20 protein-coding genes, 1 tRNA gene and 1 pseudogene are annotated in these 24,316 nt (G+C 69.3%); 10 read left to right on the top strand and 12 right to left on the bottom strand.

What is annotated here, in order from left to right; translation table 11 throughout:
• Nucleotides 1-40: 40 nt before the first annotated feature.
• A complete protein-coding gene (locus tag QHF83_RS44230; RefSeq protein WP_282424145.1) occupies nucleotides 41-616 on the bottom strand; it encodes a hypothetical protein in 576 nt (191 codons plus the stop codon).
• Between the two features lie 401 nt (nucleotides 617-1,017).
• Here QHF83_RS44230 and QHF83_RS44235 point away from each other — a divergent pair, with 401 nt between their 5' ends.
• From QHF83_RS44235 to QHF83_RS44245, 3 genes are read left to right on the top strand one after another with little or no spacing between them, the layout of a single operon-like run.
• On the top strand, nucleotides 1,018-1,704 hold the full coding sequence (locus tag QHF83_RS44235) for a response regulator transcription factor (protein ID WP_282424146.1): 687 nt from the start codon (nucleotides 1,018-1,020) through the stop codon (nucleotides 1,702-1,704).
• Nucleotides 1,701-2,987, top strand: a complete 1,287-nt coding sequence (locus QHF83_RS44240) for a HAMP domain-containing sensor histidine kinase (protein ID WP_282424147.1) — start codon at nucleotides 1,701-1,703, stop codon at nucleotides 2,985-2,987. Before QHF83_RS44235 ends, QHF83_RS44240 begins: the two co-directional genes overlap by 4 nt.
• A 23-nt stretch (nucleotides 2,988-3,010) precedes the next feature.
• A complete protein-coding gene (locus QHF83_RS44245) occupies nucleotides 3,011-4,141 on the top strand; it encodes a dipeptide epimerase (RefSeq protein WP_282424148.1) in 1,131 nt (376 codons plus the stop codon).
• On the opposite strand, the gene QHF83_RS44250 is transcribed toward QHF83_RS44245, so the two are convergent.
• Nucleotides 4,131-5,417, bottom strand: a complete 1,287-nt coding sequence (locus QHF83_RS44250) for a hypothetical protein (protein ID WP_282424149.1) — start codon at nucleotides 5,415-5,417, stop codon at nucleotides 4,131-4,133. The two genes, QHF83_RS44245 and QHF83_RS44250, sit on opposite strands and share 11 nt — an antisense overlap.
• Before the next feature lie 146 nt (nucleotides 5,418-5,563).
• Here QHF83_RS44250 and QHF83_RS44255 point away from each other — a divergent pair, with 146 nt between their 5' ends.
• The gene (locus tag QHF83_RS44255) at nucleotides 5,564-6,259 is read left to right on the top strand and encodes a hypothetical protein (RefSeq protein WP_282424150.1); all 696 of its coding nucleotides are present in this window, start codon (nucleotides 5,564-5,566) and stop codon (nucleotides 6,257-6,259) included.
• 34 nt (nucleotides 6,260-6,293) lie between these two features.
• On the opposite strand, the gene QHF83_RS44260 is transcribed toward QHF83_RS44255, so the two are convergent.
• The 9 genes from QHF83_RS44260 to QHF83_RS44300 all read right to left on the bottom strand — a co-directional run bounded on the left by QHF83_RS44260 (nucleotide 6,294) and on the right by QHF83_RS44300 (nucleotide 17,375).
• Complete coding sequence (locus QHF83_RS44260) at nucleotides 6,294-6,731, bottom strand: nuclear transport factor 2 family protein (protein ID WP_282424151.1); 438 nt, start codon at nucleotides 6,729-6,731, stop codon at nucleotides 6,294-6,296.
• Nucleotides 6,728-7,681, bottom strand: a complete 954-nt coding sequence (locus tag QHF83_RS44265; RefSeq protein ID WP_282424152.1) for an aldo/keto reductase — start codon at nucleotides 7,679-7,681, stop codon at nucleotides 6,728-6,730. Before QHF83_RS44265 ends, QHF83_RS44260 begins: the two co-directional genes overlap by 4 nt.
• 54 nt (nucleotides 7,682-7,735) lie before the next feature.
• The gene (locus tag QHF83_RS44270; RefSeq protein WP_282424153.1) at nucleotides 7,736-8,794 is read right to left on the bottom strand and encodes a type III polyketide synthase; all 1,059 of its coding nucleotides are present in this window, start codon (nucleotides 8,792-8,794) and stop codon (nucleotides 7,736-7,738) included.
• A 1,038-nt stretch (nucleotides 8,795-9,832) separates the two neighbouring features.
• On the bottom strand, nucleotides 9,833-10,537 hold the full coding sequence (locus QHF83_RS44275; protein ID WP_282424154.1) for a dienelactone hydrolase family protein: 705 nt from the start codon (nucleotides 10,535-10,537) through the stop codon (nucleotides 9,833-9,835).
• A gap of 28 nt (nucleotides 10,538-10,565) precedes the next feature.
• Nucleotides 10,566-12,938, bottom strand: coding sequence for an MMPL family transporter (locus QHF83_RS44280; RefSeq protein WP_282424155.1), 2,373 nt, complete (start codon nucleotides 12,936-12,938; stop codon nucleotides 10,566-10,568).
• A gap of 55 nt (nucleotides 12,939-12,993) precedes the next feature.
• Nucleotides 12,994-13,680, bottom strand: coding sequence for a tetratricopeptide repeat protein (locus tag QHF83_RS44285; protein WP_282424156.1), 687 nt, complete (start codon nucleotides 13,678-13,680; stop codon nucleotides 12,994-12,996).
• A gap of 62 nt (nucleotides 13,681-13,742) precedes the next feature.
• Nucleotides 13,743-14,570 (bottom strand): hypothetical protein, encoded by an 828-nt coding sequence (locus QHF83_RS44290; protein ID WP_282424157.1) that lies wholly within the window; start codon nucleotides 14,568-14,570, stop codon nucleotides 13,743-13,745.
• A gap of 139 nt (nucleotides 14,571-14,709) precedes the next feature.
• On the bottom strand, nucleotides 14,710-16,998 hold the full coding sequence (locus tag QHF83_RS44295; RefSeq protein ID WP_282424158.1) for a glycogen debranching N-terminal domain-containing protein: 2,289 nt from the start codon (nucleotides 16,996-16,998) through the stop codon (nucleotides 14,710-14,712).
• On the bottom strand, nucleotides 16,998-17,375 hold the full coding sequence (locus QHF83_RS44300; protein ID WP_282424159.1) for a response regulator: 378 nt from the start codon (nucleotides 17,373-17,375) through the stop codon (nucleotides 16,998-17,000). The genes QHF83_RS44295 and QHF83_RS44300 overlap by 1 nt, the downstream gene beginning before the upstream one ends.
• A gap of 368 nt (nucleotides 17,376-17,743) precedes the next feature.
• Here QHF83_RS44300 and QHF83_RS44305 point away from each other — a divergent pair.
• A tRNA-Leu gene (locus QHF83_RS44305) sits at nucleotides 17,744-17,827 on the top strand.
• Nucleotides 17,828-17,967: 140 nt separating this feature from the next.
• Entirely contained in the window at nucleotides 17,968-19,326 is a 1,359-nt protein-coding gene (locus QHF83_RS44310; protein WP_282424160.1) for a hypothetical protein, read from the top strand.
• Nucleotides 19,327-19,415: 89 nt separating this feature from the next.
• Here the strand turns inward: QHF83_RS44310 and QHF83_RS44315 are convergent, their stop codons facing one another.
• Complete coding sequence (locus tag QHF83_RS44315) at nucleotides 19,416-20,594, bottom strand: hypothetical protein (protein ID WP_282424161.1); 1,179 nt, start codon at nucleotides 20,592-20,594, stop codon at nucleotides 19,416-19,418.
• 127 nt (nucleotides 20,595-20,721) lie between these two features.
• Here QHF83_RS44315 and QHF83_RS44320 point away from each other — a divergent pair, with 127 nt between their 5' ends.
• The 4 genes and pseudogenes from QHF83_RS44320 to QHF83_RS44335 all read left to right on the top strand — a co-directional run.
• Complete coding sequence (locus QHF83_RS44320; RefSeq protein WP_282424162.1) at nucleotides 20,722-21,660, top strand: DUF4190 domain-containing protein; 939 nt, start codon at nucleotides 20,722-20,724, stop codon at nucleotides 21,658-21,660.
• 67 nt (nucleotides 21,661-21,727) lie between these two features.
• Nucleotides 21,728-22,003 carry a hypothetical protein gene (locus QHF83_RS44325; protein ID WP_282424163.1) on the top strand — a complete coding sequence of 92 codons (276 nt, stop codon included), beginning with the start codon at nucleotides 21,728-21,730 and terminating at the stop codon, nucleotides 22,001-22,003.
• 92 nt (nucleotides 22,004-22,095) lie between these two features.
• On the top strand, nucleotides 22,096-23,157 hold the full coding sequence (locus tag QHF83_RS44330; RefSeq protein WP_282424164.1) for a serine/threonine-protein kinase: 1,062 nt from the start codon (nucleotides 22,096-22,098) through the stop codon (nucleotides 23,155-23,157).
• A pseudogene (locus QHF83_RS44335) lies at nucleotides 23,144-24,316 on the top strand (hypothetical protein); the annotation flags it as partial. The gene QHF83_RS44330 and the pseudogene QHF83_RS44335, both read left to right, overlap by 14 nt.

The following is a 24,316-nucleotide window of genomic DNA, read 5'->3' on the forward strand; positions in this document are numbered from 1 at the left end:
CCGGGGCGTTCGGCGGGGTGTACTCGCCGAGGTCAGATCATCAGTAGGGGAGGACGCACTGCGTGCTGCAGCCGCTGCCACCACCCCAGATCTGGGAAGCACCCCTCGGCGCGATGATGCCGCCGCAGGTGGTGACCTGAACGGCGTGCGGCGGGCAGGGGGGCTCTTCATCCGGAACGCAGACGCACTCGGGCGGGGCGATGATCGACTGAACGCCGCCCGGCGCCTTGACACTGCACTCCTCATGCTCGCCAGGCGGGCATGCGGGGGGCTCTTCGTCCGGAACGCAGACGCACTCGGGCGGGGCGATGATCGACTGAACGCCGCCCGGCGCCTTCACGCTGCACTCCTCGTGCTCGCCAGGCGGGCACGCGCTCGGCGGCTCCTCGACGGGCGGCTCCTCGACGGGCGGCTCCTCCGGCGGAGGCTCGCACTCGCAAGGGGGCGCGACGAGGTTCGACGAGCCGGCGACGACCGTCGGGCACTCGCAGGGCGCGGCGAGCGACTGCTCGCTCTGCCCGATCAGCTCCTCTTTCTCGCTGACGCTACACCCAGCGGCGAACGCGAAGAGAGAAGCCATCGCAAAGAGCCCGGTGATCGAACGAAGCGTATTCATGAGATGACTCCTACGCGCATTCTCTCGCGCGTCATGAGAACCAGACACGTCGGATACACGTTCCCCCAGCAACAGCGCGGCGAGCTGTGAATCCGAATACCTGCGGAGACCAATTTGGAGTTCCGCGATGACTCTTCTACTTACCAGTTCACCTCCCGGAAGAGCAAGGACTTTCGTTTTCCAGCGCTCTGATCCAGGGCAGGGGAGCAGGAATGCGTCGCCGGCCCCGTTCCGTACGTTTTCCCTTCCGGAATGGGTTTCCGTGCGGGCATCATGAAGGGTTTCGTTCTCGCCGCGCGGCCCCTTTGCATTTCTTCATGGAAGGCCTCGCAGGCGCTTCACGAGGCGCGCGCAAGCTCGGGTGACGGCCGCTTTCGTGGCCCTGGTACTCTGCCAACGCCATGGCGCTCCGCGTGCTCCTCATCGACGACGACGTCCGGCTCTTCGACCTCCTGTCGAGTTACCTCGAGCAGAACGGTTTTCACGTGACCGGAGCCCCGGACGGACCCCGCGGGCTCGCCGCGCTGGAGGCCGGCACCTTCGACGTGGTGCTGCTCGACGTGATGATGCCCGGGATGGATGGGATCGAGGTCTGTCGCCGGATCCGACAGAAAAATACGATCCCGGTCCTCATGCTCACGGCGCGCGGCGACGAGACGGATCGTGTCGTCGGCCTGGAGATCGGCGCCGACGACTACATCGCCAAGCCCTTCAGCCCGCGCGAGCTGCTCGCACGGATCAAGGCCGTCTTGCGCAGGGCAAGGCCCGAGGTCGCCGGAGAGCGGATCGTCGCGGGCGACATCGTGATCGACGTCCCCGGACGCGTGGTCACGCGCGACGGAGAGCTCGTGGAGCTCACGGGCCTGGAGTTCGATTTGCTCTGCGCGCTCGCGAGGCGCCCGGGACGCGTGGTCGCCCGGGACGCGATGCTCTCGGAGGCGGGGCGCGGAGACGTGATCGTTGGAGAACGAACGGTCGACGTGCACATCTCGCACCTGCGGCAGAAGCTCGGTGACGACCCGCGCTCGCCGCGGCTCATCAAGACGGTGCGCGGCGTGGGGTACGTTCTCGCGAAAGAAAAGTCGTGAATCGGCTGTCGTGTTACGTGCGCGCCCGGCTGCAGCGCCGTCTGTTCCTCTGGTTCGGCGTGGCGATCCTCCTCTCGGGCGTGGCGTTCTCGATCGTGATGCTGCTCGTCTCGGCCCCGGGCGGCCCGGCCTGGGCGCGCGAGATGAGCCGCGCGCGCGCCTTCCTCGGCGCGCGCTTCGGCGAGGTGTGGCACGACGACCGCGCACGCGAGGCGCTCGCTCGCGCCATCGCCGACGACCTCGACGTGAGCGTGACCTTGCGAGACCCGAGCGGCGCCGCGCTCCAGGCGTTCGGCCACGGCTGCGGGCGGAGGGCGTGGACGCTCGACGCGCCCGCGATGCGCGAGGGCCACAGGCTCGGCGTCGTCTCGATCTGCGCCGAGCGGACGCGCACGGGGGGGCCGCTGCGCTGGCTCGCGCCGCTCGTGGCGGCGGGCATGATCCTGTGGGCGCTCTCGGGTACGGTGGCGCGCAGGCTCTCGCGCCCACTCGAGGAGCTCGCGCGCGTCGCGGGCGAGATCGGGCGGGGCAACTACGGCGCGCGGGCGCGGATGGGGCGGCACGTCCACGGCGAGGCTGTCGTGCTCTCGATGGCGATGAACGAGATGGCCGCGCGGATCGAGCGGCAGATGAGTGATCAGCGGGAGCTGCTCGCGGCGGTCTCGCACGAGCTGCGCACGCCGCTCGCGCGGATCCGCCTGCTCACGGAGCTCACGCGGGACGGCGTTTCCGTGCAGAAGAACCTCGACGAGCTCGATCGCGAGGTCTTCGAGATCGACGCGCTCGTCGGGGATCTGCTCGCGCAGAGCCGGCTCGATTTCACGGCGCTCGCGAAGGAGCGGCTCGATCCCGTGGAGACGGGCCTGCGCGCGCTCGAGCGCGCCGGGATCGGCGCCGAGGCGCTCGTCGTCGAGGGCAAACCGGAGCCCGTGCTCGCCGATCCGACGCTCTTCGCGCGCGCGCTCGCGAACCTGCTCGACAACGCGAAGAAGCACGGCGGCGGCGTGGTCGCGCTGCGGATCACGGCCGCTACCGACGCGGTCGCCTTCGAGGTCGAGGACGCGGGCCGCGGACTCGAGCCGGGCGAGGAGAAGCGGATCTTCGAGCCGTTCTACCGGCGTCCGGACGAGAAGGCGCGGGAGCAGGGCTCGCTCGGGCTCGGGCTCTCCTTGGTCTCGCGGATCGCCGAGGCGCACGGCGGCCGCGCGCGAGCGGCGAACCGGGAGGAAGGCGGCGCGCGGATCGGGCTCGAATTGCCCGTCGCCCCGCGCCAAACGGCGTGACGGGTGTGCTAAGCGTGGCGCCGATGTTCCACGTCGAGGCCATCTCGGTTCGCCCGCTATCGGTCCCGCTCCACGATCCGTTCGTCATCGCGACGGGGCGCGTGACCGTGACGCGCTCGGCGGAGGTGCGGGTCACGCTCGCGGCCGGCGGCGCGCGGGCCGAGGGGCTCGGCGAGGGCGCGGCGCTCTGGCCGGTGACGGTGGAGGATCAGCCGGACGTGCTCGCGGCGCTGGGGGCGGCCTCGGAGCGTTTGTCCGGGCAGACGATCGTGCTCCCGGACGTGGACGGCGAGCACGGGGTGTCGCTCGCGGGGCTCGTCGAGCTCGGCGCGGCGCTCGACGGCGTGCTTTCCGGCAAGCCGGTGGCGCGGGCGGCGCTGGAGACGGCGATCCTCGACGCGTGGGCGCGGCTCCTCGGGATGCCTCTCCGGCGCCTGCTCGGCGGGGCGCGGGGCGAGGCGACGCGCACGCTCACGACGGACATCACGATCCCGATCGCGGAGCCCGCGCGCATGGCCGAGCTCGCGCAGGGCTGGGCGGCGCAGGGCTTTCGCCATTTCAAGGTGAAGGTCGGCAAGGACATGGATCAGGACCTCGCGGCGCTGTTCGCGATCCGGAACGCCGTGCCCGACGCGCGGTTTCGGATCGACGCGAACGCGGGGTTCTCGGCGGCGCAGGCGATCACGATGGGGCGCGCCGTGGAGGCGAGAGGGCTCGTCGTCGAATGTTGGGAGCAGCCCTGCGCCGCGGACGATCTCGAGGGAATGGCGGAGGTCGCCGACGCGCTCGCGCCGCCGGTGATCGCGGACGAGTCCGTGAAGACGCTCGCGGACCTCGGGCGCGTGCGCGCGGCGCGGGCCGCGGACGGGGTGAACCTGAAGCTCGTGAAATCGGGCGGGCCGCTCGGGGCGCTCGCGATCGGGCGGGCAGCGAAAGAGGCGGGAATGCCGATCATGATCGGCGGCATGGTGGAGACGCGGCTCGGCATGACGGCCGGGGCGCACGTGGCGGCGGCGCTCGGGGGCGTCGATTTCGTCGATCTGGATACGGCGTGGCTGCTCGCCGGGGATCCGTACCGCGGCGGATACGAGGCGGACGGCCCGCGCTACGAGCTGCCGGCGGAGCCGGGGCTCGGCGTGACGGCTATCGCGTGATCAGGACGGGCAAACCGTCCGCGTCGTCGAGCACGCGGCCGAGGACCACGTCGCGATAACCTTCGCCCGCCGTCCGTTCTTGCCCGGCGGTGCCCCAGGCCTCGATTTCGTCGCCTTCTCGAAGGCAGGCCTCGCCGAGATCCGCGAATCGCGGCTGGGCCTGGATTCCGCGCGCGGTGAGAAAGGCGGTCACACGCGCGGTGGCCTCGGTATCGAGGGACCGCGCCCGCTCCTCGGGCTTCCCGAGCGCAATCGAAAAGCGTTCGCCGCGGATCTCCACCGATTCGGCGCCGTTCACGACGGTCATGGGGACGGCGTCGCCGTCGTCGAGGACGACATCGTCGATGCGGCCCACGAGCCGGAACGCGAGGCAAGGTTTGCCCGAGAGCGGGGCGACGAGCGCGGGCTTCTGGCCTCGCGACACGCGACCACGCGCCGAAGCGCGCCCGGCGCGGAGGGGCTCGACCGAGGGTTCGTCCTCGATGAGCGCGCTGTTTCGTTCATCGATCCGCCGGAGGGCCGCGACCAGCCGTTCGGTGATGCGGTTCGCGGCATAAAGCGGGAACATCGAGGTGATCCTCGCCACGACGGCGATCGGGATCATCATGATGAGCAGCGGGCCGACGGAGTTCGCGAAAGCCTTCAAGCTCGTGAGCTCGATCGTGGGGTTTTTCGCGAAAACCTCGGCGATGACCGTCGCCGTCAGGAGCACGAGCAGCGGGATGCGCAGGCTCGGCTTCTCTCTTCCGTCGTGCCACGCGTCGAGCTTCTTGGAGAGGTCGGCGAGGCGCTCGGTGGCGCGACGCAGCAAGCTCGGGCGAAGGGGCGCGGGCAGGGGCAGCGGCAAGAGGAGGGGCGGGGGCGCGGGATTTCCGCGAACGTGTCGGTAGACGGCGAACGTGAGGACGACGAGCCCTGCCCAAAGGCCCCACGGCAGGGCGAGGACCAGGCACCAGATGCCGAAGAAGCTCAGGCCCGCGAGCATCCCGAGCCCGACCCCGAGGGCGTTTGGCTGAAAGGACGGCGAGCCGATCACCTCTTCCCACAGGAAAAGCGCGTCGACGACCACCGAGGCGAAGAGGCCGAGGGCCGCGGGCACGTAGAGCGCGAGCGTGCGCGGGACGTCGAGCCACGCGTCCTTTCCGACGCGCCCGCGCAAGCTCCGGAGTGCGTCCGCGACGGGCACGGTCGCGGCACGGCAACGCGGGCAAACCGAATCCGTCGCCGGGAGCCGGAGCTTGCAGGAGGCGCAGGCCTTTTCGAGATCGTTTCGCACGCGATGCGTCAGTCTACCGCCCTGAACAGGTGAAGCGCGAGAGCGCGTTGACGCGTGCCGTCTGGGCAAATTTCCGCCCTCCGCGCCGTCTTGTGAGAGCGCGCGACCCGTGTACGCTCCTCTTGATCTCGTTCCTGGAGGCATGGATGTCCGAAGGCCCGCTCGTCTCGCCGCAGCTCGTCATCCACAGTCGCATGCTCTACACGAGCTGGATCCCCGCCGATCCCAAGGCTTGTGCGCGCCTCTTGCCGGCCACGCTCCGCCCGGCGAAGAACAATGCCATCTACATGAACCAATACGTGGTCGATACACCCGAGCAAACGACGGGGTTCGGCGCGTATTCGCTCACGTACCTCGGCCTCGATCTCGACGGCCACGTCGCGCCCGACGGCGTGACCCCCGGCCGGTTCTTCACGCATTACCTGAACTCGTCCGAGCGCGTCCGCGGCTACGCCCGCGAGCGCGGCGTCCCGGCCTCGTCCGGCGAGACCACGCTCGAGATCGAGAACGACGTCCTCACGGCCACGACAACCGTCGACGGCGTCCCCGTGATCCGCTCCCGCGCCCGCGTGGGCAAGGAGATCGGCATGGTCGCTCGTGGCCATCTGTTTTATTTGACGCGGCTCGGCAATCGCATCCTGGGCGGCCGATATCCGTACATCGGCGATCTCGTGACCCCGTTCGAGGTGCTCTCGATCGAGATGCTCGCCTCCGATCACCCGGTGTATGCGCTGCGGCCCGCCTCGCCGCTCCAGGTCGTGCCGGGCGCCTGTTTTTATTCGCCCAGCGATTCGTTCGTCTACCCCGGCGGCGAAGTCGACCTCGGCCCCGCCGGCCACTGACCGGCGAGGACCGAGGCCCGGACGACGTGGTGGATCAGTCCTCGTTGTGCACGAACGCGGAGTTGATCTCGCCGCCGCAGAGGAAGGCCTGGACGGTCACCACGTCGTAGGCGTTTTCCCAGTGCTCCGTGATGCGCCCGTCGCGGAAGCGCCACACCCCGCAGAACGGTACCGCGAGCGTCGCCCCGTCGCGGCTGGCCCGCAGGACGCCGAAGACGGCCCCGAAGTGGTCGTTCGCGGTGATGTGCTGCACGTCCATCACCAGGGTATTGCCGGTCATGCGGATGAGCTCGCACTCGTGAGCGACCGCGGCTTCCCTGCCGACGACACGGCCGGCCATGGCATCACGAAAGAATGCCCGATCGGCCTTGTGCAGGATCATATCGTCGGCGACGTACTCCCCGATGCGCGACAGATCGGCATACAAGGTGCGCAACATCCGGACGTTCGGGTGAAGGGCTGTGGTATTCATGCGACCTCCTTCGTGGTGGAAGTTGCGGTGGGCGACGGACGCCACGTCGGCACGCTCGCGGCGAGGTCCGCGAGCTCGGTCATTTCCTTCTCGCTCAGCGTGATCTGGGCGGCGCGGAGGTTCTCCTCCAGGTGCGTGAAGGAGGAGGTGCCGGGGATCGCGAGAATGGCCGGCGACTTGTGCAGGAGCCAGGCGAGGGCGAGCTGGGCGGGCGTGGCGCCGCGCTTCTTGGCAAACCCGGCGAGGATGCTGTTCGGCCCGGCGAGGGCGCCGTGGCCCATGGGGAACCACGGAATGAAGGCGATGCCGCGCTCTTCGCAATAACGCAGGACCGGCTCGCCGGCGCGGTCCGCGACGTTGTAGAGATTCTCCACGGCGACGATCTGGGTGATCGCGCGAGCTTTTTCGAGCTGCTCGATGGTGACCTCGGGCTGCCCGGAGAGCGCGATATGGCGGATCTTGCCCTGCTCCCGGAGCCGGACGAGCTCGCCGAGCTGATCGGCCAGCGGGACGGCCGGGTCGATGCGGTGGAGCTGATAGAGCTCGATGCGCTCGAGCCCGAGGTTGCGCAGGCTCAGCTCCACCTGCTGGCGGAGGTACGCGGGGCGTCCGCAGGGGACGATGTACGGTTTGTCCCGGTTCGTCCAGTCCTCCGGTCCGGAACGCAAAAGCCCGCCCTTGGTGGTGATCACGAGCCCCGCAGGGTAGGGATGGAGCGCGCGACGGATGATCTGCTCATTGGCCGCCGGACCGTAGGAATCGGCCGTGTCGATGAAATTGACGCCCAGGTCGACGGCGCGGCGGAGCAGCCGGATCGCCGCGTCCGGGTCGGTCGGCGGGCCCCACATGCCGGGCCCCGTCAAATACATGGCGCCATAACCGAGGCGCCGCACGGGAAGGTCGCCGCCGAGGTTGAACGTCGACGACGGAGCTTTGAGTGCTGTATTCATTGCAGTCCCCTCCTGTCCTTCTCGATCACGACAGCGGCAGAATGCGCGCCGTCCCTACCGGCCTTCCTTGGTCGTCCAGGAACCGACGTTCATTTCCGCCGTGATTCCGGGGCCGAACCCTGCGATGATTCCCTTGCCGCCGTTCTTGACCTGGTCGTCCGCGAACAGGCGGCCGATGGAGTCGAGCACGACCACGCTGGCGATGTTGCCGTATTCCGTCAACGTGGCCCTGCTGTACCGGAACGCCTCGAGCGGTACGCCCAGGTACTTGCAAAGATCGTTGAGGATGCGCGGCCCGCCGGCGTGAATGATGTAGAAATCCAGATGGCCAACGTCCCAGCCGTGACGCGCGGTGAGATCGCGCAGCACGGGGGCGAGGGGCTTCATGGTCCCGGGGACCCGCTTGTCGAGTCTGAAATGGAATCCCGTTTCCTTCACGGCGTACGAGATCCATTCCTCGGTGTCCGGGATGATGTAGGCGGCGTTTCGCTCGAGCCGGATGCCGGTGCCTCCGCGGCCCCGGACGACGACCGCGCCCACCGCGTCCCCGAAGAGCCCGTCGGACAGGAGCGACCCGACGTCGTCGTCGGGCGGCTGGTAGCATAACGAGCAAAACTCGCAGGCCACGATGAGGACGTTGGCGCCGGGGTGCGCCATGCAGAAATCGTGGGCGCGATTGATGGCCGCCGCGCCGGCCGCGCAGCCGAGCTGCGCGATCGGGATCTGCCGCGTGTCGTGACGGAATCCCATGGTATTCACGAGCCAGGCCGTCATGGCCGGCATCATGAAGCCGGTGCACGAGACATAGAGGATGGCGTCGATGTCCTGCGCCGTGAGCTCTGCGTGCTCCAGCGCTCGCTGAATCACGGGCGGTACGCGGCGTTTGGCCTCGCTCACGTAGACCTTGTTGCGGACCTCGAACCCAGGGTGCTCGAGGGTCTGCTCCAGGGGCTGAATGATGTGCCGCTTCCGCACCCCGGTGCTGCTGATGAGCCGCATGGCGAGCTTGAGCTGCGGTTTGCCCGCGTGCAATCGCTCGGCCAATTTCAGCGTATCTTCCATCGTGACGATGTACTCCGGAACCGCGACTTCCGGCCTGCACAAGGTGGCCATATCCCCTCCGTGTGTTTTTCTGTCCGAGAAAGTCCCGCTCGAAGAAAAATGGGCGCTCGGTCAGCGATGGTGCCCGCGATATCTCATGAAAATGGGAGATTGGTCACGTTCGTGCGGCTCATTTCGTGTCTTCATCCGCCGCATTTCGCGGCTGCCTCGGGGCGGCTGCATCCGACTTCGCGCATCGGAGGCTCGCGAGAACCAGCTCCAGGAGCTCGGTCGCGAACGTGATGACGTCGCGAGATTCGTATCCGGCGCTCATCAGATCACGGAACATGGTCCTCGCGAGGACCGAGATCTCCGTGCCCGGCGTCGATCCTCGTACGGAGCGCGGGTTCTGACTGTCCGCCGGCGGCATGGCATTGCTCTCCGATTTCTCCGCTCGTGGGAGGAGCCGTCGATTGCACGACCGAGCAAGCTCCAGACCACGCGAGCGCTCACCTAGCATTCATGAAATTGCGGTTGCCAGACTCCAGCGTTGCCGCGCATTCATCGATGCAAACGAGCTCGACTATGTCTGGTGCGGCAAGGTGGGATACCGCATGTGCCGGCCGGGTAAATGCTGCCCGGTTTCATTCGCGGCATATGGGTGTGCCTTGCCCGGCCCGCTCCGCCGCCATGGCCGAATCCAAACGCGACGTCGGGAACGCGCGGCGCCTCGTTTTGCACGAGGAAGATCCCGGCTCGGAGGAGCGGCGTCGTAGGCAGCCTGCGCGCGCGCCGGGGGGCCTTCCTCGCGGCGCCCGCGTCGACGGGTCGGGAGCCGCCCCCTCCACGACGCCCGCCCCCCTCAGCCGCGTCGAACGGCGCCGTCCTCCTCCCCGAAGGCGCGCCGTCGGGTTCGGCAACGTGATCACGGGGCAAACCCTCGTCCACGCCATGCGCGCGTCGGGAGCCCTGGACGGACGGCCGTCCGCGTGGTCCGGCCGATGCTCCAGCGCGGCGCTTTTCAATCACGCGGAGGCGGAAAACGACGACAAAAGAACGAGCGCCCTTCGGCGGAAGGGCGCTCGCGGTGCAGCCTCGGGGATTCGTCGATCAGAGGTGCGACTTCAAGAACGCGAGCGTGAGCGCCCAGGCCTGGGACGCGGCGGCCGCATTGTAATTGCTGCGCGCGTCGCAGAAGAAGCCGTGGTCGTGCTCGGAGAACTCGATGTTCACGAAGGGCTTTTCGTGCTTCCGCAGCGCGTCCACCACGCTCTGCGCTTTCTCGTTCGAGATGAACGGATCCTTGCCGGCCCAGATGAGCAGGATCTTCCCCGATTGCGTGGCGGCATAGGGCAGTTTGTCCGGCGCGATGCTGCCGTAAAAGGAGACCGCGCACTTGAGCTGGGCGACGCCGTTCGTCACGAACGCGAGGCGCCCGCCCATGCAGAACCCGAGCGCGGCGACGCGGCCCGCCTCGACGGCCGGGTGCTTTCCGAGGTATTCGGCGGCGGCGCGCACGTCGGCCTCGCTCTCTTCGGCCTTGTACTGGACCGCGAGCTTCATGCTCGGGGAGTAGTCCTCGTAGCTTCCCTCGTAGCCGGGCGCCGCGCGGTGGAAGAGGTCCGGCGCGAGCGTCACGTACCCCTCGCGGGCGAAGCGCTCGGCGACGTCGCGGATGTGCGCGTTGACGCCGAAGATCTCCTGCAGGACGAGGATGGCGGCGCGGGGCGCGTCGCCCTCGGGCCGGCAGAGGTAGCCGGCCATCGTGGTGCCGTCGGCGACGGGGATCTGGACACGCTCGGTGCGAATGGTCATCGGTCTCTCCTTCGAGGGTTTGGCAGGGTCAATTCGCCGCGGGGGTTTGTCCGGGCGCCTTCGCCGGGGAGGGCTCGGCGTCGGGCTTCGTGCGGAAGACGAGCCAGAGCGCCGCGGGGAGCGCGGTGAAGTCCGCGATCATCGAGAGGACGAAGGCCACGGCGGAGAGGATGCCGAATTGCCGGATCGGCGGCAGATCCGCCATTCCGAAGGCCACGAAGCCGCCGGCGTTGATGAGCGTCGCGAAGAAGATCGCCCGGCCCGACACGAAGAGCGTGTGCCGGAGCGCCTGCTCCACGGAGCCTTCCTTTCGGCCCTCCTGGAAGTGATAGAAGAAATGGATCTGGTCGTTCTCGCTCGTCCCGAGCACGGTCGACGCGATGAGGATCGTCGCGACGTTCAGCGTCATGCCGGTGATGCGCATGACGCCGAACATGACGAGGATCGCGAAGAGCGAGGGGATCATGGCCATGAGCCGCGCCGCCCCGCTGCGGAAGACCACGAGGAACGTGACGAAGATGATCCCGACCGTGAGCTCGAAGCTCTCGACCAGCGTGGGCACGAGGCTCTGCGAGACGCGCGCCTGGAGCGGCGCCATGCCCACGGTGCGGAGCTCGAACTCCCTGAGCGCCGGGTTCGCCTCGGCCGCGGCCTTCCAGTGCTTGTCGATGCTCGCCTGGAGCCTCTGGAACGCCTCGTGCTCGGTCGCCTTCGAGATGACCGTGAAATGCGTCTGACCGAGGCCGTTTTTCTGGACGAACCGACCGAGCAGCGGGTCCACGGGCGCGAGCGATTCCAGCGTGCCCGCGAGCTCGTCGAGCGCCTCGGCGTCCTTGGGGAACGCGTCGCCCGCGCCGCCGAGGTACTGCATCATGCGCAGGATCGTGGTCGGTCCGATCGCCGCGCCGACCTCGGGATCGGCGACGAGCGCCTCGTGAAACGCCTGGAAACCCTTGAGCGCGTCGGGCTCCGAGACGCTGCCGACGCTGCCCTTGAGCCAGACCTCGGTGATCGAGAGGCCGGGCATCTTCGACTCGATGGCCTTCGTGTCCGCATAGAGCCGTGATCCCGAATTGATGTATTCGACGGGATCGGTGAGCAGCCGCATCGGCTTGACCACGCCGGGCAGCCCGAAGAGCGCGACGCCGCCCGCGAAGGAGAGCACGATCGAGCCGAGGACGAGCGGCCAGCGATAACGATAACTCCAGCGGGGCAGCGCCTCCGTGAGGCGGACGAACCACGCGGCCGCGACCTTCTGCTCGATCGCGGTCGGGGTCTTCAGGATCTTCTGGAGCGCAGGGAAGAGCGTGAAACAGACGATGTAGCTGAGCGCGAGGCCAACCGCGACCCAGACGCCCATCTGCCGGATGGGCTGGATGCTCGATACGACGAGCGCCGCGAAGCCCACGGCCGTCGCGAAGACCGAGGCCGTACAAGCGAGCCACTTGTTGGCGAAGGAGAAGACCTGGTGGTCGTCGACGCTGCGATCCGCGGGGCGCTCGACGAAGCGCGACTGCAAATAGACGAGCGTCGCCGTGGTCGTGACGAGGATCGTCATCGGCACCATCGGCGAGACGATCGTGAGGATGCCGCCCGTGAGGCCGATGTAGCCCATGGCGAGGGCGATCGAGACGCCGAGCGTGATCAAGAAGGCCGCGAGCGTGCGCGCGGAGCGATAGAGGAAGAGGCAGAGGCCGATGATGAACGCCGCGAACATGCCGAAGTACTTCGGCCCGGTCTTCTGCATGTCCTCGTCGAGGTAGATGTTGACGTAGGGCTGGCCGACCTGGCGCAACGTCTTCAGCGGGGCGCCGTCGCCGCCCGTCGTCTCGATCGCGCGGCGCACGGCCCCGAGGGTCTCGCGGCGCTCCTGGCTCGTGTGCACGTCGAGGATGAGCGCGATCGCGAGGTAGCCGTCGCCGGCGAGGCCCTGATCCTGGAAGAGCTTCGTGCCCGAGACGAACTTGCGGAGCGCCTCGGATTGCTCGGGGGTCGGATCGAAGCCGGCCTTGGCGCGGCGATAAATCGAGAGCGCGGAGTTCGGCTCGACGCGCGGGATCTCCTTCAGCGCGCGCTCGAGTTTGTCGAGACGCTCGAGCACCGCAGGCGCGAAGGGATCGTCGGCCTCGGCGAGCAGGACGGCGAACTCGCCGGCGCCGAAGATCTTCTCGAACTCGCGTGTCTTGACGAAGTCGGTGTCGCTCGTCGCGATGAGGCGCTCGATCGCGTTGTCCTGCTGGACGCGCGCCGCGAACCAGGCCGCGGGCGGCAGCACGAGCGCATAGAGGGCGATGATGATCCAGCGGGCCGCGATGATGCGGGAGAAGAGCCGCACGAGCCAACCGGGCGCGTCGTGGCTCGGGCTCGTGGGGCCGTTCGAAGAGCTCGAAGAGGTCGACACGGGCACGCTGCTATCACGATCCCGCGCAGGCCGCCCGTCGATCCCGCGCGGCGTTTCAAGGCGTGGGCGCGGTCGCCGCAGGCTTCGGGCATGTGGGGTTGCCCGCGTCCTTGAGGAGCTGCGCGAGGAGCGCCTGATCGTCGCGTCGGAGCTTCGCGCGGTCGGCCGAGCAGCGGCAGAGGTGGGGCTTGGCAGGATCGACGTCGCCGAGCGCGATGTAGGCCTCGGCGACGCGCAGGTGGTTCTCGATGACGTCGGGATCCTTCTGCACGAGGCCTTCGAGCAGCTCGAGCCCGGTCTCCGAGTCTCCATTTCGGAGCAACGCGGAGGGCGCGACCACGTAGAGCGTGCCGAGCATGCGCGTGGCGGCGCCGTTCCGGAACTTCGGATCGAGCTCGCGGCTGCGGCGCGCGTAGTGCTCGACTTCGCCGACCATGTCGGCCCCGAGCAAGCCCTTGAGCTGCACGAGCCTCCCTGTGACGACGGCGCGCGCGTACGTGTACGCGGCTGTGTCGACCGCGCGCGTGCGCACCTCCGCGTAGGCGAGCTGGCGATCCTCCGGGGTGTCCACGCCCGCGGCGATGAGGTCTTCGAGCGTGTCGGCGATGAGGAGCGCGTCTTTCGTGGCGACGGCAATCTTGAGCGCAGCGTTGACGGCGGGGCCCTGCGCGCCGGTCACGCCGCCCCAGCACGCGGGCAACACGCCCAGGGCAGCGACGAGGAGGAGAAAGGACCAGCGCACGGGGGGGGAGAAATAACACCGCCTGGGGGGAGAAGCGCCCCGCGTAGGCGAGCGAAGAGGCGCTACTTGTCGTACGCAGCGACGACGCCGGCGTAATCGGCGGTCGTCGCGGACTTGAGGGCGAGGATGCCTACCTCGCCGCACGTCGCTTTGCCCTCGCCCTCGCAAATCTTGCCGAGGTTTGCCTGGAACGCTTTGCGCGCGTCCGCGGGCGCGGAGGGGAAGGCGACGACGACCATGGGCGGGAGTTTGTCGCTCGACCAGACGGACTTGATGCCCGCGTCGATCTTGGTGGCCTCGGCGAGCTGGGCGTCGTCGATGAGCGCGCACGTGGCGTCGCCGCTCACGACCTTCTTGATCGTCTGGATCGGACGGGTCGTCGCGACCAACGTGAAATCACCGAGCTTGAAGGCGCCCTTCGAGACGACCTTGTCGATGAACTTGGGATCGTCGGCGTGGTCGCTGGCGAGCGCCTTGCCCTTGCAGCCGGCGAGGTCCGAGGCGGCCTTGCTGATGAGGTGATACTGCTGGCCGCCGGCGCGATTGACCGCGACCTGGCCGATGATGTCGAGGTTGTGCTTGGCCTTGAGGCCGAGGAAGGCGCCGAGCGAGAGGATGCCGAACTGAGGTTTCTGGGCGGAGATGAAGGCCTCGGCGTTGCCGCGGCTCGTGTGATACTCGCCCTTCGCGCCGCCCCAGCCGTTCTGCTTGGCCGCGACGGACACGAACTTGTCGACATAAGGCTGGGCTTGCGCCGCGCTCCCCACCCCGTGCTCCCGGAGCACGAGGACCCCGACCGTCCCCTCCGCGGCCGCGTCCGCGCACAAGAAACCAGAGGCGGAAGCGATCACAGAAGTGGCGAGCAGGGAGCGAATGACAGTCGTTCGCACGGGTAGACCTCCTGGCAGACTTGGACGAGGGAGCCGGGAAGGTATGCATCGAAGGCTGTACGGACATCGGAAAAAATGAAGGGAGGGAGCTTGCTCGGGTGCGTGAAGGTAGGATAGCGGCGCCGAGACCCGAAAAACTTCACGGATTCGCAGGGTTGGGTGGGTATGTCGTGTCCTCTTCCCAGGTGTCCACGAAAGTCACCCTCACATCCCCCCGCATCGCAGCGACGTCCACGGCAGTATGCTCTTCCACACGCTGGTACCGAAGGTCGACTTCCCCACGGCCGACCGAGAGGCGCTTGACCTCGACCCAGTGCAGCCAGCGAGGAAGGGTGGGGCGGACGATCCGAAGCTCGCTGCCCGGCGCGTTGGGGGAGAGGCCGAGGAGGGAGGCGAGGAGGGCCGCCCAAGAAGCCGCAGCCCAGGCCTGGGGGCTGCACGCGACGGGGTAACGGACAGGGACGGCGAAGGCGCTGCGCGCGAAGCCGCAGAAGAGCTCGGGCATGCGATACGCAGGGAAGTGCTGCGCGGCCTCGAAGAGCGCCGTGACGAGCTCGAGGGCGAGGGGCTCCTGGCGGTAGCGCTTGAAGCCGAGCGCGATGAGGGCGTTGTCGTGCGGCCAGACGGTGCCGAGGTGGTAGCCCGTGGGGTTGTACCGAGCCGCGCGCGTGGAGAGGGTGCGGATGCCCCAGCCGGAGAAGAGGTCCTCTTCCATGAGGCGCCGCGCCATGAGCTCACCGCGCGCGTGCGGGACGGCGCCGGCCCAGAGCGCATGGCCCGCGTTCGAAGAGACGGTCGCGACTTGCCGTTTGTCGCCGTCGAGCGCGATGGCGTACGCGTTCTCCGCAGGCATCCAGAAGGCCGCGTCGATGGCGTCGCGGAGCGCAGCGGCGCGTAGCTCTTCGGAGGCGGCGCGCGCAGGATCGCCGAGCACGCGGTAGATGCGCGCCGCGGCGCGGCGGCTCGCGTAGGCGTAGGCCTGCACTTCGACGAGCGCGATCGGAGGTTTGGCGAGGGTGCCGTCGGGATGCGTGATCGCGTCGGTGGAGTCCTTCCAGCCCTGGTTGACGAGTCCCGCGTCAGAGCGGCACGCGTACTCGAGGAAGCCGTCGCCGTCGCGATCGCCGTAGCGATCCATCCAGAGGAGCGCGGCGTCGAGGTTCGGGCGGAACTCGCGGACGAGGTCGAGATCGCCGGTCGCGCGGTAGTACTCGGCGAGGAGGATGATCCAGAGGGGCGTCGCGTCGACGGTGCCGTAGTACGGCGAGAAGGGGACGACGCCGAGGTGCGCGAGCTCGCCGCGGCGAAGCTCGTGCATGACCTTGCCAGGCTCCTCGTCGCGCGCGGGATCGTCGCGGCTGCCCTGGTGGTGGTTGAGCAAGCGGAGCGCCTGGCGCGCAGGCTCGGCGGAGATCCAGAGGTAGAGCAGCGCGGTGATGATGGTGTCGCGCCCGAAGAGGCACGCGTACCAGGGGATGCCCGCCGCGATGAAGGGCGCGTCGGGATCGCCGGAGAGCAAGACGCGGAGGTCGTTGCGCGCCTTCGCGAAGACCGCGTTGAAGAGGCTGTTGCTCGTCTCGACGCCGACCTGGCCCGCGAGCCACTGCTTGTAGCCCGTGAGCGCGCGGCGCGGCATCGAAGGGCCGTTCGTGTTCGTCATCGGCGAGGTGTCGACGCTGACGCCAATCGTGATGCACGTGGAGCCGCCCGGGCGGAGCTCGATGCGGTAGCTCGCGGTGCACGACGCGAGCCTGTCGGGCGTGGGATCGAAGCGGACCTCGGTGCGCCGCGCGAGGCCGTCGGCGCCGTCGTAGCGGAAGCGCAAGACGCTCGGCATGTGCTCGGGCACGTGCGGTTTGCCTTTGCGCGCGCCCTTCACGATGCCGCGGACCTCGAACATGTCGGAGAAGTCGGCCTCGAAATGGAGCTCGACGTCGAGCGTGACGGGGAAGCGGTTGTAGTTCTGGAACGTGAGCGACTCGCTGACCTCGGTGGGGCGAACGAGGCGGTAGCGTCGGATCTGGATGGTCTGCTCGTGGACGGCCTGGCCCTCGGGCGTGACGAGGTTCGGGTTCGTGAGGACCTGCGCGCCGAGGAAATGCGCGTGGTCGCTGGAGAGGAGGATCGTCGGGCGGAGGCCCTGGATGGCGAGCTCGTAGCTGCTCAAGAAACGCGTGTCGCCGAGGTAGAGGCCGTAGCCCTCGCGGTTCTTGCGCGGGACGTTGCCCTCGGCGTCCGTGAGGAGGAAGAGGTCGCCTTCCTTGAGGAGGGTGGCGTCGCGGATGTCACGCGCAGACGGCGGCGCGTCGAGCGAGACGATGCCAGCAGGCTGGTTCGGCTGCGACGCGGGCGAGGGAGCAGGAGCGTCGAGGTCGACGGCGAGCGAGGCGAGGCCACGCGCAGATCCGTCGTCGTGAGGGCCGTTCATCAAGCCACCTCTTCGCGGGGACGCTCGACCTCGCGCGCGACGGCGTCGAGGAGATCACTCACGTCGAACGGCTTGGAGAGGACGCGGCGGACCTGCGGCGTGAGGCGGAGCTGCGCGAGGAACGCGGAGACGACGATCACGGGCGTGGGCCGCGTCTCCGGCTCGGCCGCGAGCTCTTCGAGGACCGCGTTGCCATCCTTGCCCGGCAGCATGAGGTCGAGCAGGACGAGGTCGGCACGCTCGCGCTTGACGATCGCGGCGGCGTCGATGCCATCGGCGACGCCGACGACGTCGTAGCCCTCGGCGCCGAGCAGGAAGGTCTCGAGATCCCGGAGCTCGGGGTCGTCCTCCACGACGACGATCTTCTTCCTCGGCACGAATAGGCTCCTCCCATCGGGGGGTGAGGCAGCGACGCTCGCAACGCCGAGCGGACCGCCGGTCGCAGCACGAGCCACCGCCGGAGACCCAAGGTGCTCGCGCCTCGCCATCGGGGGTTCGCGGAGCACGTACGGTGCCGCGCCCGTGTGGCGGACGCGCACGTGCAGGCGTGCTCGGCGAGGAGCGAGCGCTCCGGGGCGTCGAGGAGGGGCGCGCGGCGCGGTTTTTCGCGGCGCTTCGGGGCGCCCGGCACGAAGGAGACGAAAAGCGAAAATCGTCCTTGCGCGCAGGGCTTCGGCCGATCTATCTATACGCCCCCGCTGGCCGAACGGCCGGCGGAACGATGTCCTTCACGGGAAGGCATCACGCGAAGATGGCGGAATTGGCAGACGCGCTGGATTCAGGTTCCAGTGCCCGCAAGGGCGTGGAGGTTCAAGTCCTCTTCTTCGCACTGTTTGTAAGCGAAAGCACATTGAGGGATCGCGACTTCGCTTGATGGGATAGGCTGCCGTGGTCCCTCTTCGTGGATCAGGTGCCGGCCTTGTCGAGGTTGATCCAATGTCGCATGGCGCGCCGGGGGGCTCGGCGGGGATGAAGCAGATTCGCTCCCCAGAGATCGCGACCAGCGCGTGGTCCCTCGGGTTCGTCGGCATGACGATGAGCCTGGTCGTCGGTCTCGTTTCCGTCGGATGCGGGCGGAAGACGGAAGGCGGCTCCACGCCGGCCCCGAGCGCTTCGGTCGCGCCGAGCGCGTCGGCCGCGACGAGCGCCGCCGCGGATCCGCCCGCGACCTCGGCGAGCGCGGTTCAAGCGCCGCCTCCCGCGAGCGAGCCCGTGGGCTCCGGTGTGTCCTCGTTCGTCGCGGCCGCGCAGACCGAGGCGTGCAAGGTACAGACCGGGGAGATCGCGACGTACTTGCAACGCGGCGAGGTGACGGCCGCAGGGCAAGAGGGAGCGATCGCCGCCGCGTGGCTCATCAAGCTCGCCGCGAACAAGCCGGGCGCGCAGCTCGCCTTCGCAGGGTTCGCCCTCGACGCGAAGCAGGTGGCGCGGGCGCGCGGCATCGGGACGGCGAACGAGACGGCGCCGCGGATGTTCGCGAACGGCGCGGGCTGGACGCTCGTGTGGTTCGACGCCGACGGCCTCGCGTACACGAAGCCGCGCTGGGAGACGTCGCCCGCGCCCGTGATCGAGCACCTCAGCACGGTGAACGCCGCGAACGCGGACGACGTGGCGCTCGCCGCGACGCCCGCAGGAGCGATCGTCGCGGTGGCGCCGTTCAACATGGAGAAGGCGCAACTCGGGTTGTTCCAGTTCGCCCCGACGGACGCAGCCGCGCCGGCCGTGCAGGCGCTCGGCGCGACGCACCACGCCCACGAGCCGCGCAGGCCCGCCGTCGCCGCGGATGGAACCGGTTACACGCTCGCCTGGCACGAGGGAGACGGGCGGATCGTCGTCTCGCGCTTCGATCTCGCGGGCAAGGAGATCGACGAGGCCCACACCCTCGCTGCAGTCCCGCCGGCCGGCGCGCCCGCGCGCGAACGCGTGAACCTCGTGGCCACGACGAAAGGCGCGATGGCCGTGTGGATCGAGGGCGACAAGATCCTCGCGCGCGCGGTCGACGCGGCTGCGCGCCCCGGCGAAAAGACGTGGCTGGTCGGGCGCGGTCGGGCCCCGGCGCTCGCGCCGATTGGCGACGGCGCGCTCGTCGTGTTCCTCGGTCAAGAGGGCGGCAAGGACGATCAGGTCCTCGCGGTGAAGCTCTCGGAGAGCGGGGAGCCGTCGGCCACGGGCATGCGGGTCAGCGACGGGACGGGCGCGGTGAAGGATCCGGCTGCCGTCACGCCCGCCGGCCCGCGCATGGGCTTCCTGTGGGCCGAGCCCATGAGCGGCGGCGTGAGCACGAAGCGCGCGGTGCTGCGCACGCTCGAGTCGAGCTGCATCCCCTGAGCGCGGCAGAACGTGTCGTTCGAGCGCACGCGCGTGCGCGGGCCCTGCTCGCGCGGGTGACGAGCGCTCGGCCGCGTCGACGTGCGTGATCAGGACGCGAGGAACGCCGACAGCTTGCCGCCGGCCGCGACGTGGGCCTGCGCGGCGCCGAGCTCGCTGAAGTCGAGGCCGCGCACGGAGAGATCACGATACCGGTTCGTCTCGACGAGCCGGAGCTCTTCGGGGCGCGCCCAGTCGACCACGTGCGGCGACTTCGTCGAGACGATGATCTGCCGGTGATCGGCGCAAGCCTCGATCACGTCGAGCAGCTCGCCGATCTTGCCGGGGACCGCGGAGACCTCGGGCTCCTCGAGGAGCAGCGCCGTCGACTCCGGATCCACGAGCGCGACGAGCAGCTCGAGCCGGCGGATCACGGTGTCGGACAGGCGTCCGAAATCCACGCCCTCGAACGTGATGCTGGCGCGGTCCTGCGGCGCGACGTCCGCGCGCGCGGACGGGTCGCGCGTGATCTGCACCGCGAGCTCGCCCGGCGCGCCGATGCGCTGGCAGAGTTCGACGACCTTGTTGTACCGCTCGCGGTAGAGCTCGAACCAGATGACGAGCGTCGACGCGAGCGAGAGCAGGCGCGCGTCGAGGCCACGCGAGGTCCAGAGGACGCCCGATCGACCCGTGAGCGTGACGCCCGCGCGATCCTCGATCGACGGGCGCGAGAGGGCGAGGCCGAGCCAGCGGATGCCTTCGAGGTAGGCGCGGATGCGGCGCGCGTCCTCGGGCACGCGATCGGCCGACTCGCCCGCGAGCGCGAGCGCGCCGACACCCGAGGGGAGCGAGATGCGGCTGCCGTCGCCGAAGACGGCGCGCCGATCGCGCACCGTCCAGAGATCCACGTTCGCATTGTCGGTGCGGGCCGCGTGTTCTTCCCAGCGCATCGAGGGCGGGAAGGGTTCGTCGTCGTCTTCGAGATCGTGGAAACGGCGATCGTAGGCGTAGACGAGGTGCTCGCCGGCGTCGCCCTCGAACTCGCAGCGGAAATGGCGAGGTTTTTCCGGGTCGCTCAGCGCGTGGACGGCGATGTGCGCGCCTTCGGCGATGCCCTGGACGAGCAAGGACGCGAGGGACCCGCCCTTCGCGTGGAGCACGGTGCGGCGCGCGCCGATGGAGAGCTCGATCGTGCTGCTCCCGAGCGCCTGGTAGTCACCGATCGTCACGGACACGAGCCGGGCGGCCGAGGCTCGGGGAAAGACGGAGGAGCGGGCCGGTTCGATCATGAGAGGGCACCTTCCTCCTACCACGCTGCGCGGGGGTATGGCGTATCCCTTCTGCACGGGCGGGACGCTTCATTCCGTCCATCCTTGGTTTGCGAGCGTAAGCGAGATTAGGCGCTAGAATTCGTGGGTGAGCGAGGCCATTTCCCCGAGGTCCGCGCTTTCGCGCGTCGCCCGAGCCGAGGGCCCGACGGAGCTCCCTCCGCTCTCGGACCCGTACCTGCGGGGGCCCAGGCCGCCCCAAAAAAAGCCCCTCTCGACGCTGGCCCTGACGTCGATCCTGGCGCCGTTCGTGGGCGGACCGCTGGGCTCGGTCGCCGCCATCGTCTTCGGCTGGGCCGCGCGGCGAGAGCACGCCGGCGTGGGCGCCGAGCGCCGCGGGTACGTCCTGGCAACGCTGGGAATGGGGCTCGGGATTTGCCTGACGGTCGCCTGGGGCGCGGCCATCGCATTTGGCGTGTGGACGATGGAGCGGCGCGACGAGGCGCAGCTCGCGTCGATCGCCAACGTCGTGACGGTCGGGGACACCGCCACGCCGCCCGAGGGAACGGTGGACACCACGGATCCCGCGTCGCCGCCTTCCAAGGCCGTGCCGGTTTTCCAGAAAGAGACGATGGTCCGCAAGGAGGGCACGGTCACGGTCGTGGACGTCGGCGTGTCGGTGTCGTCGCTCTCGCAGGAGATCGCGAAGCAGCGCGCGGCCGCGGCCGCGGCGGGCGAGACGCTCGTCGTGATGACGACGAAGAGCGAGTGCATCTCGTGTCGCAGCTTGTCATCGTCGCTCGGGCATTCGCTCATGCAGACGGCGCTCGCGCACGTGCGGCTCGTCCGCGTGGACATCGACGCGTTCGACGAGGACCTGACGGGGCTCAAGATGCCGCACGAGCGTCTGCCGAGCTTTTTCTTGCTCGCGCCGGATCTCTTTCCGCGCGACGCGATCGACGGCGGCGAGTGGGACGAGGACGTGCCGACGAACATGGCGCCCGTGCTCGGCGCGTTCGTGCGCGGGAAGTACGAGACGCGGCGGCAGAGCTTCGAGCCGATTCAAAACGGCGGGATCAAGCTCTGAGGGAGAGGCGCGTCGAGGGCTCGGATCTCGGGCGCGGCGCGGCCTTCCGCTGCTAGGATGCGCGGTCATGAAGCGCGCCGGGCAGATCACGATCTTCGTCCTCTGCGTCTTGTTCAGCGTCTCCGCCGCGGTGAACGTGATGGCGGACAACAGCGAGGTCGAGCGCGCGGCCGCGGCGGTGGCGTGCGGGGAGCAGGGGCCGAACTGTCGCGCGCAGGTGACGCGGCTCGAGCGGACGCCGTTCGGGCAGACGTTCGAGATGGTGACGCCGAAGCGGACCGTGGACGTGGTCTGCCGGCGCGCGTTCGTGATGGTGGGCGAGCACGCCTGCAAGCTTCGCTGATGGGGAGGCCCGCGCTGCGGTCTTTGACCGGGCTCGTTTGCCCGCGCTGCCGGGAGCCGAAGCCCGAGGCGACCGAGGGGAGAGCAGTCCCCGTGTTTTGCCCGCGCGACGGGTTTGCGCTCGTCGCCGCGTCGGTCCTCGCCGACGCAGATGGAGATCCGTTCCTCGGGACGACGATCGCGGGTCGGTACGTGGTGCTCGGTCGGATCGGCGCGGGTTCGATGGGCGCGGTGTACCGGGCGCGGGACGCGACGCGGGGGCAGGACGTCGCGGTGAAGGTGTTTCGCGGAGATCGAGGGCTCGGCGCGCGGGCGCTTTCGCGGCTCGATCGAGAGGCGCGGGTCCTCTCGATGTTGCGCTCGCCGCACACGGTGCAGGTGCTCGACGTGGGCGAGATCGTGCAAGGCGGGGAGGACGCGCTCGTCTCGCCCACGGTGTCGCGGTTCCTCGTGATGGAGATGCTCGAAGGCGAGCCGCTCGGCGTCCGGCTGCGTCGGGAAGGGCGGCTCTCGATCGCGGAGGCGACGCGGCTCGCGACGCACGCGCTCACGTCGCTGGCCGAGGCGCACGAGAAGGGGATCGTCCACCGGGACCTGAAGCCCGACAACGTGTTCATCGCGCGCCTCGAAAGCGGCGCCGAGGCGGGAAAGCTGCTCGATTTCGGGCTCGCGGACCTGGGGCTTCGGCCGCGCGATCCAAAAGAGGCGGCGCTCGGGTGGGGGAGCGGTCCCGTCGGTACGCCGCGGTACATGTCGCCGGAGCAGGCGCTGGGCGAGCCGGTGGATGCGCGGAGCGACCTCTATGCGGTGGGCGCGCTCCTTTACCAGATGCTCGTGGGCAGGCCCCCGTTCGTCGAGCGGGACGCGGCGCGTGTGATGGCCAAACACGTGCACGAGCCGCCGATCGCGCCCTGCGAGGCGGCGCCGGAGGCGGGGATCCCGCGGGCCTTGTCGGACCTCGTGGTGCGGGCGCTCTGCAAGCGGCCGGAGGATCGGCCAAAGAGCGCGCGGGCGTTCATCGCGGCGATCGAGGCGGCGCTCGTCGGAGGGCCCGGGGGCGGCGCGGCGCGGCATGCAGCGGGCGGGCGCGAGGCGACTATACGGCGCCCAGAGAGCCGTGTACCTTCGCGCACGGACAACGATGGATCCTCGTGAAATCGAAATGCTCGTCCAGCGCCTCCTCGCGAACCCCCACGACCAGGAGGCGCTCGCGTACGCGCATCGCGCAGGCGCGCAGGACCCTCGCTCGTACGCCATGCTGCTGGAGCGCGTCGGGACGCAGACGCCGGATCCCGCCTACGGCGCCCATTGGCTGAGCGAGGCCGCGAACGTCTGGCAAGCGGCGTTCGGCGACATGAACAATACCGTGCGCACGCTGTTGCTCGCGGTCGACCGGGATCCGATGCATCGCTCGGCCGAGCGGCTCGCGCAGCTCTTCCGCGAGAAGGGCGACGTGATGTCGCTCATCCAGCTTTACGAGCGGCAAGCAAAAGGGCTCGCGCCCGCCGCCGCGAAGCCGGAGGTGCGGACGATGCTCCTCAAGCTTCACGAGGAGCTTGGACGGATGTGGAGCGAGCCGCAGCTCGCGCGCCCCGATCGCGCGGTGGAGAACTGGCGCAAGGTCGCCGAGCTCGATCCCCGCAACGTGTACGCGATTTACGCGGCGCGCGAGATCCTGAAGTCGCAGCAGCAGTACGCGGAGGCGATTCCGTACTTCGCGATGGAGCAGGCCATCGCCGAGGATCCCGAGCGCAAGCTCGCGCTCTATCGAGACGAGGCCGACATCCGCAAGCGCGCGGGTGACATGCCGGGCGCGACGCAGGCGCTGCGCTCGGCGCGCGCGGTGCGTCCGACCGACGTCGCGCTCACGCAGGAGCTCGGCGTGAGCGTGCTCGAGCGCATCAACGCGGGCGAGAACGTGCCGCAGCCGGAGCGCGACGAGACCGCCGGTATCTTCGTGCAGCTCGCGGAGACGTACGACGGAGAGTACGGGCTCTCGTACTCGCTGTCGGCGCTCGGCGCTTCGCCGGGGCACGATCGCGCGATGCAGCTCGCGGATCACTTCGCGGCGCTGCTCGGCCGCACGGGCGAGCTCGGTCCGCAGTACGCGGCGTACCTGAAGGCAAACCCGAACGGGTTCATGGCGAACGTGGCGCGGATGAAGGCCGGGAGCGCGCAGCCCCCGCCGCCGCCGATGCCCGCCGCGCAAGCCGCGCCGCAGCCTGCGCCGCCCGCGCAGCCGGTGCAGCCAGTGCAAGCCGCGCCGCCCGCGCAGCCCGCGTCCGTCGCGCAGCCCTCGCAGCCCCCCGCGGCC

Origin of the sequence: Polyangium sp. 15x6 (genome assembly GCF_029960785.1) — a bacterium.
In the GTDB taxonomy this organism is placed as follows: domain Bacteria; phylum Myxococcota_A; class Polyangia; order Polyangiales; family Polyangiaceae; genus Polyangium.

Excerpts from the sequence above, each read along its gene's own strand:
- QHF83_RS44265 (WP_282424152.1), bottom strand. The coding sequence starts at position 7,681 with ATGAATACAGCACTCAAAGCTCCGTCGTCGACGTTCAACCTCGGCGGC.
- QHF83_RS44275 (WP_282424154.1), bottom strand. The coding sequence starts at position 10,537 with ATGACCATTCGCACCGAGCGTGTCCAGATCCCCGTCGCCGACGGCACC.
- QHF83_RS44270 (WP_282424153.1), bottom strand. The coding sequence starts at position 8,794 with ATGGCCACCTTGTGCAGGCCGGAAGTCGCGGTTCCGGAGTACATCGTC.
- QHF83_RS44310 (WP_282424160.1), top strand. The coding sequence starts at position 17,968 with ATGAAGCAGATTCGCTCCCCAGAGATCGCGACCAGCGCGTGGTCCCTC.
- QHF83_RS44325 (WP_282424163.1), top strand. The coding sequence starts at position 21,728 with ATGAAGCGCGCCGGGCAGATCACGATCTTCGTCCTCTGCGTCTTGTTC.
- QHF83_RS44235 (WP_282424146.1), top strand. The coding sequence starts at position 1,018 with ATGGCGCTCCGCGTGCTCCTCATCGACGACGACGTCCGGCTCTTCGAC.
- QHF83_RS44260 (WP_282424151.1), bottom strand. The coding sequence starts at position 6,731 with ATGAATACCACAGCCCTTCACCCGAACGTCCGGATGTTGCGCACCTTG.
- QHF83_RS44255 (WP_282424150.1), top strand. The coding sequence starts at position 5,564 with ATGTCCGAAGGCCCGCTCGTCTCGCCGCAGCTCGTCATCCACAGTCGC.
- QHF83_RS44230 (WP_282424145.1), bottom strand. The coding sequence starts at position 616 with ATGAATACGCTTCGTTCGATCACCGGGCTCTTTGCGATGGCTTCTCTC.
- QHF83_RS44315 (WP_282424161.1), bottom strand. The coding sequence starts at position 20,594 with ATGATCGAACCGGCCCGCTCCTCCGTCTTTCCCCGAGCCTCGGCCGCC.
- QHF83_RS44245 (WP_282424148.1), top strand. The coding sequence starts at position 3,011 with ATGTTCCACGTCGAGGCCATCTCGGTTCGCCCGCTATCGGTCCCGCTC.
- QHF83_RS44295 (WP_282424158.1), bottom strand. The coding sequence starts at position 16,998 with ATGAACGGCCCTCACGACGACGGATCTGCGCGTGGCCTCGCCTCGCTC.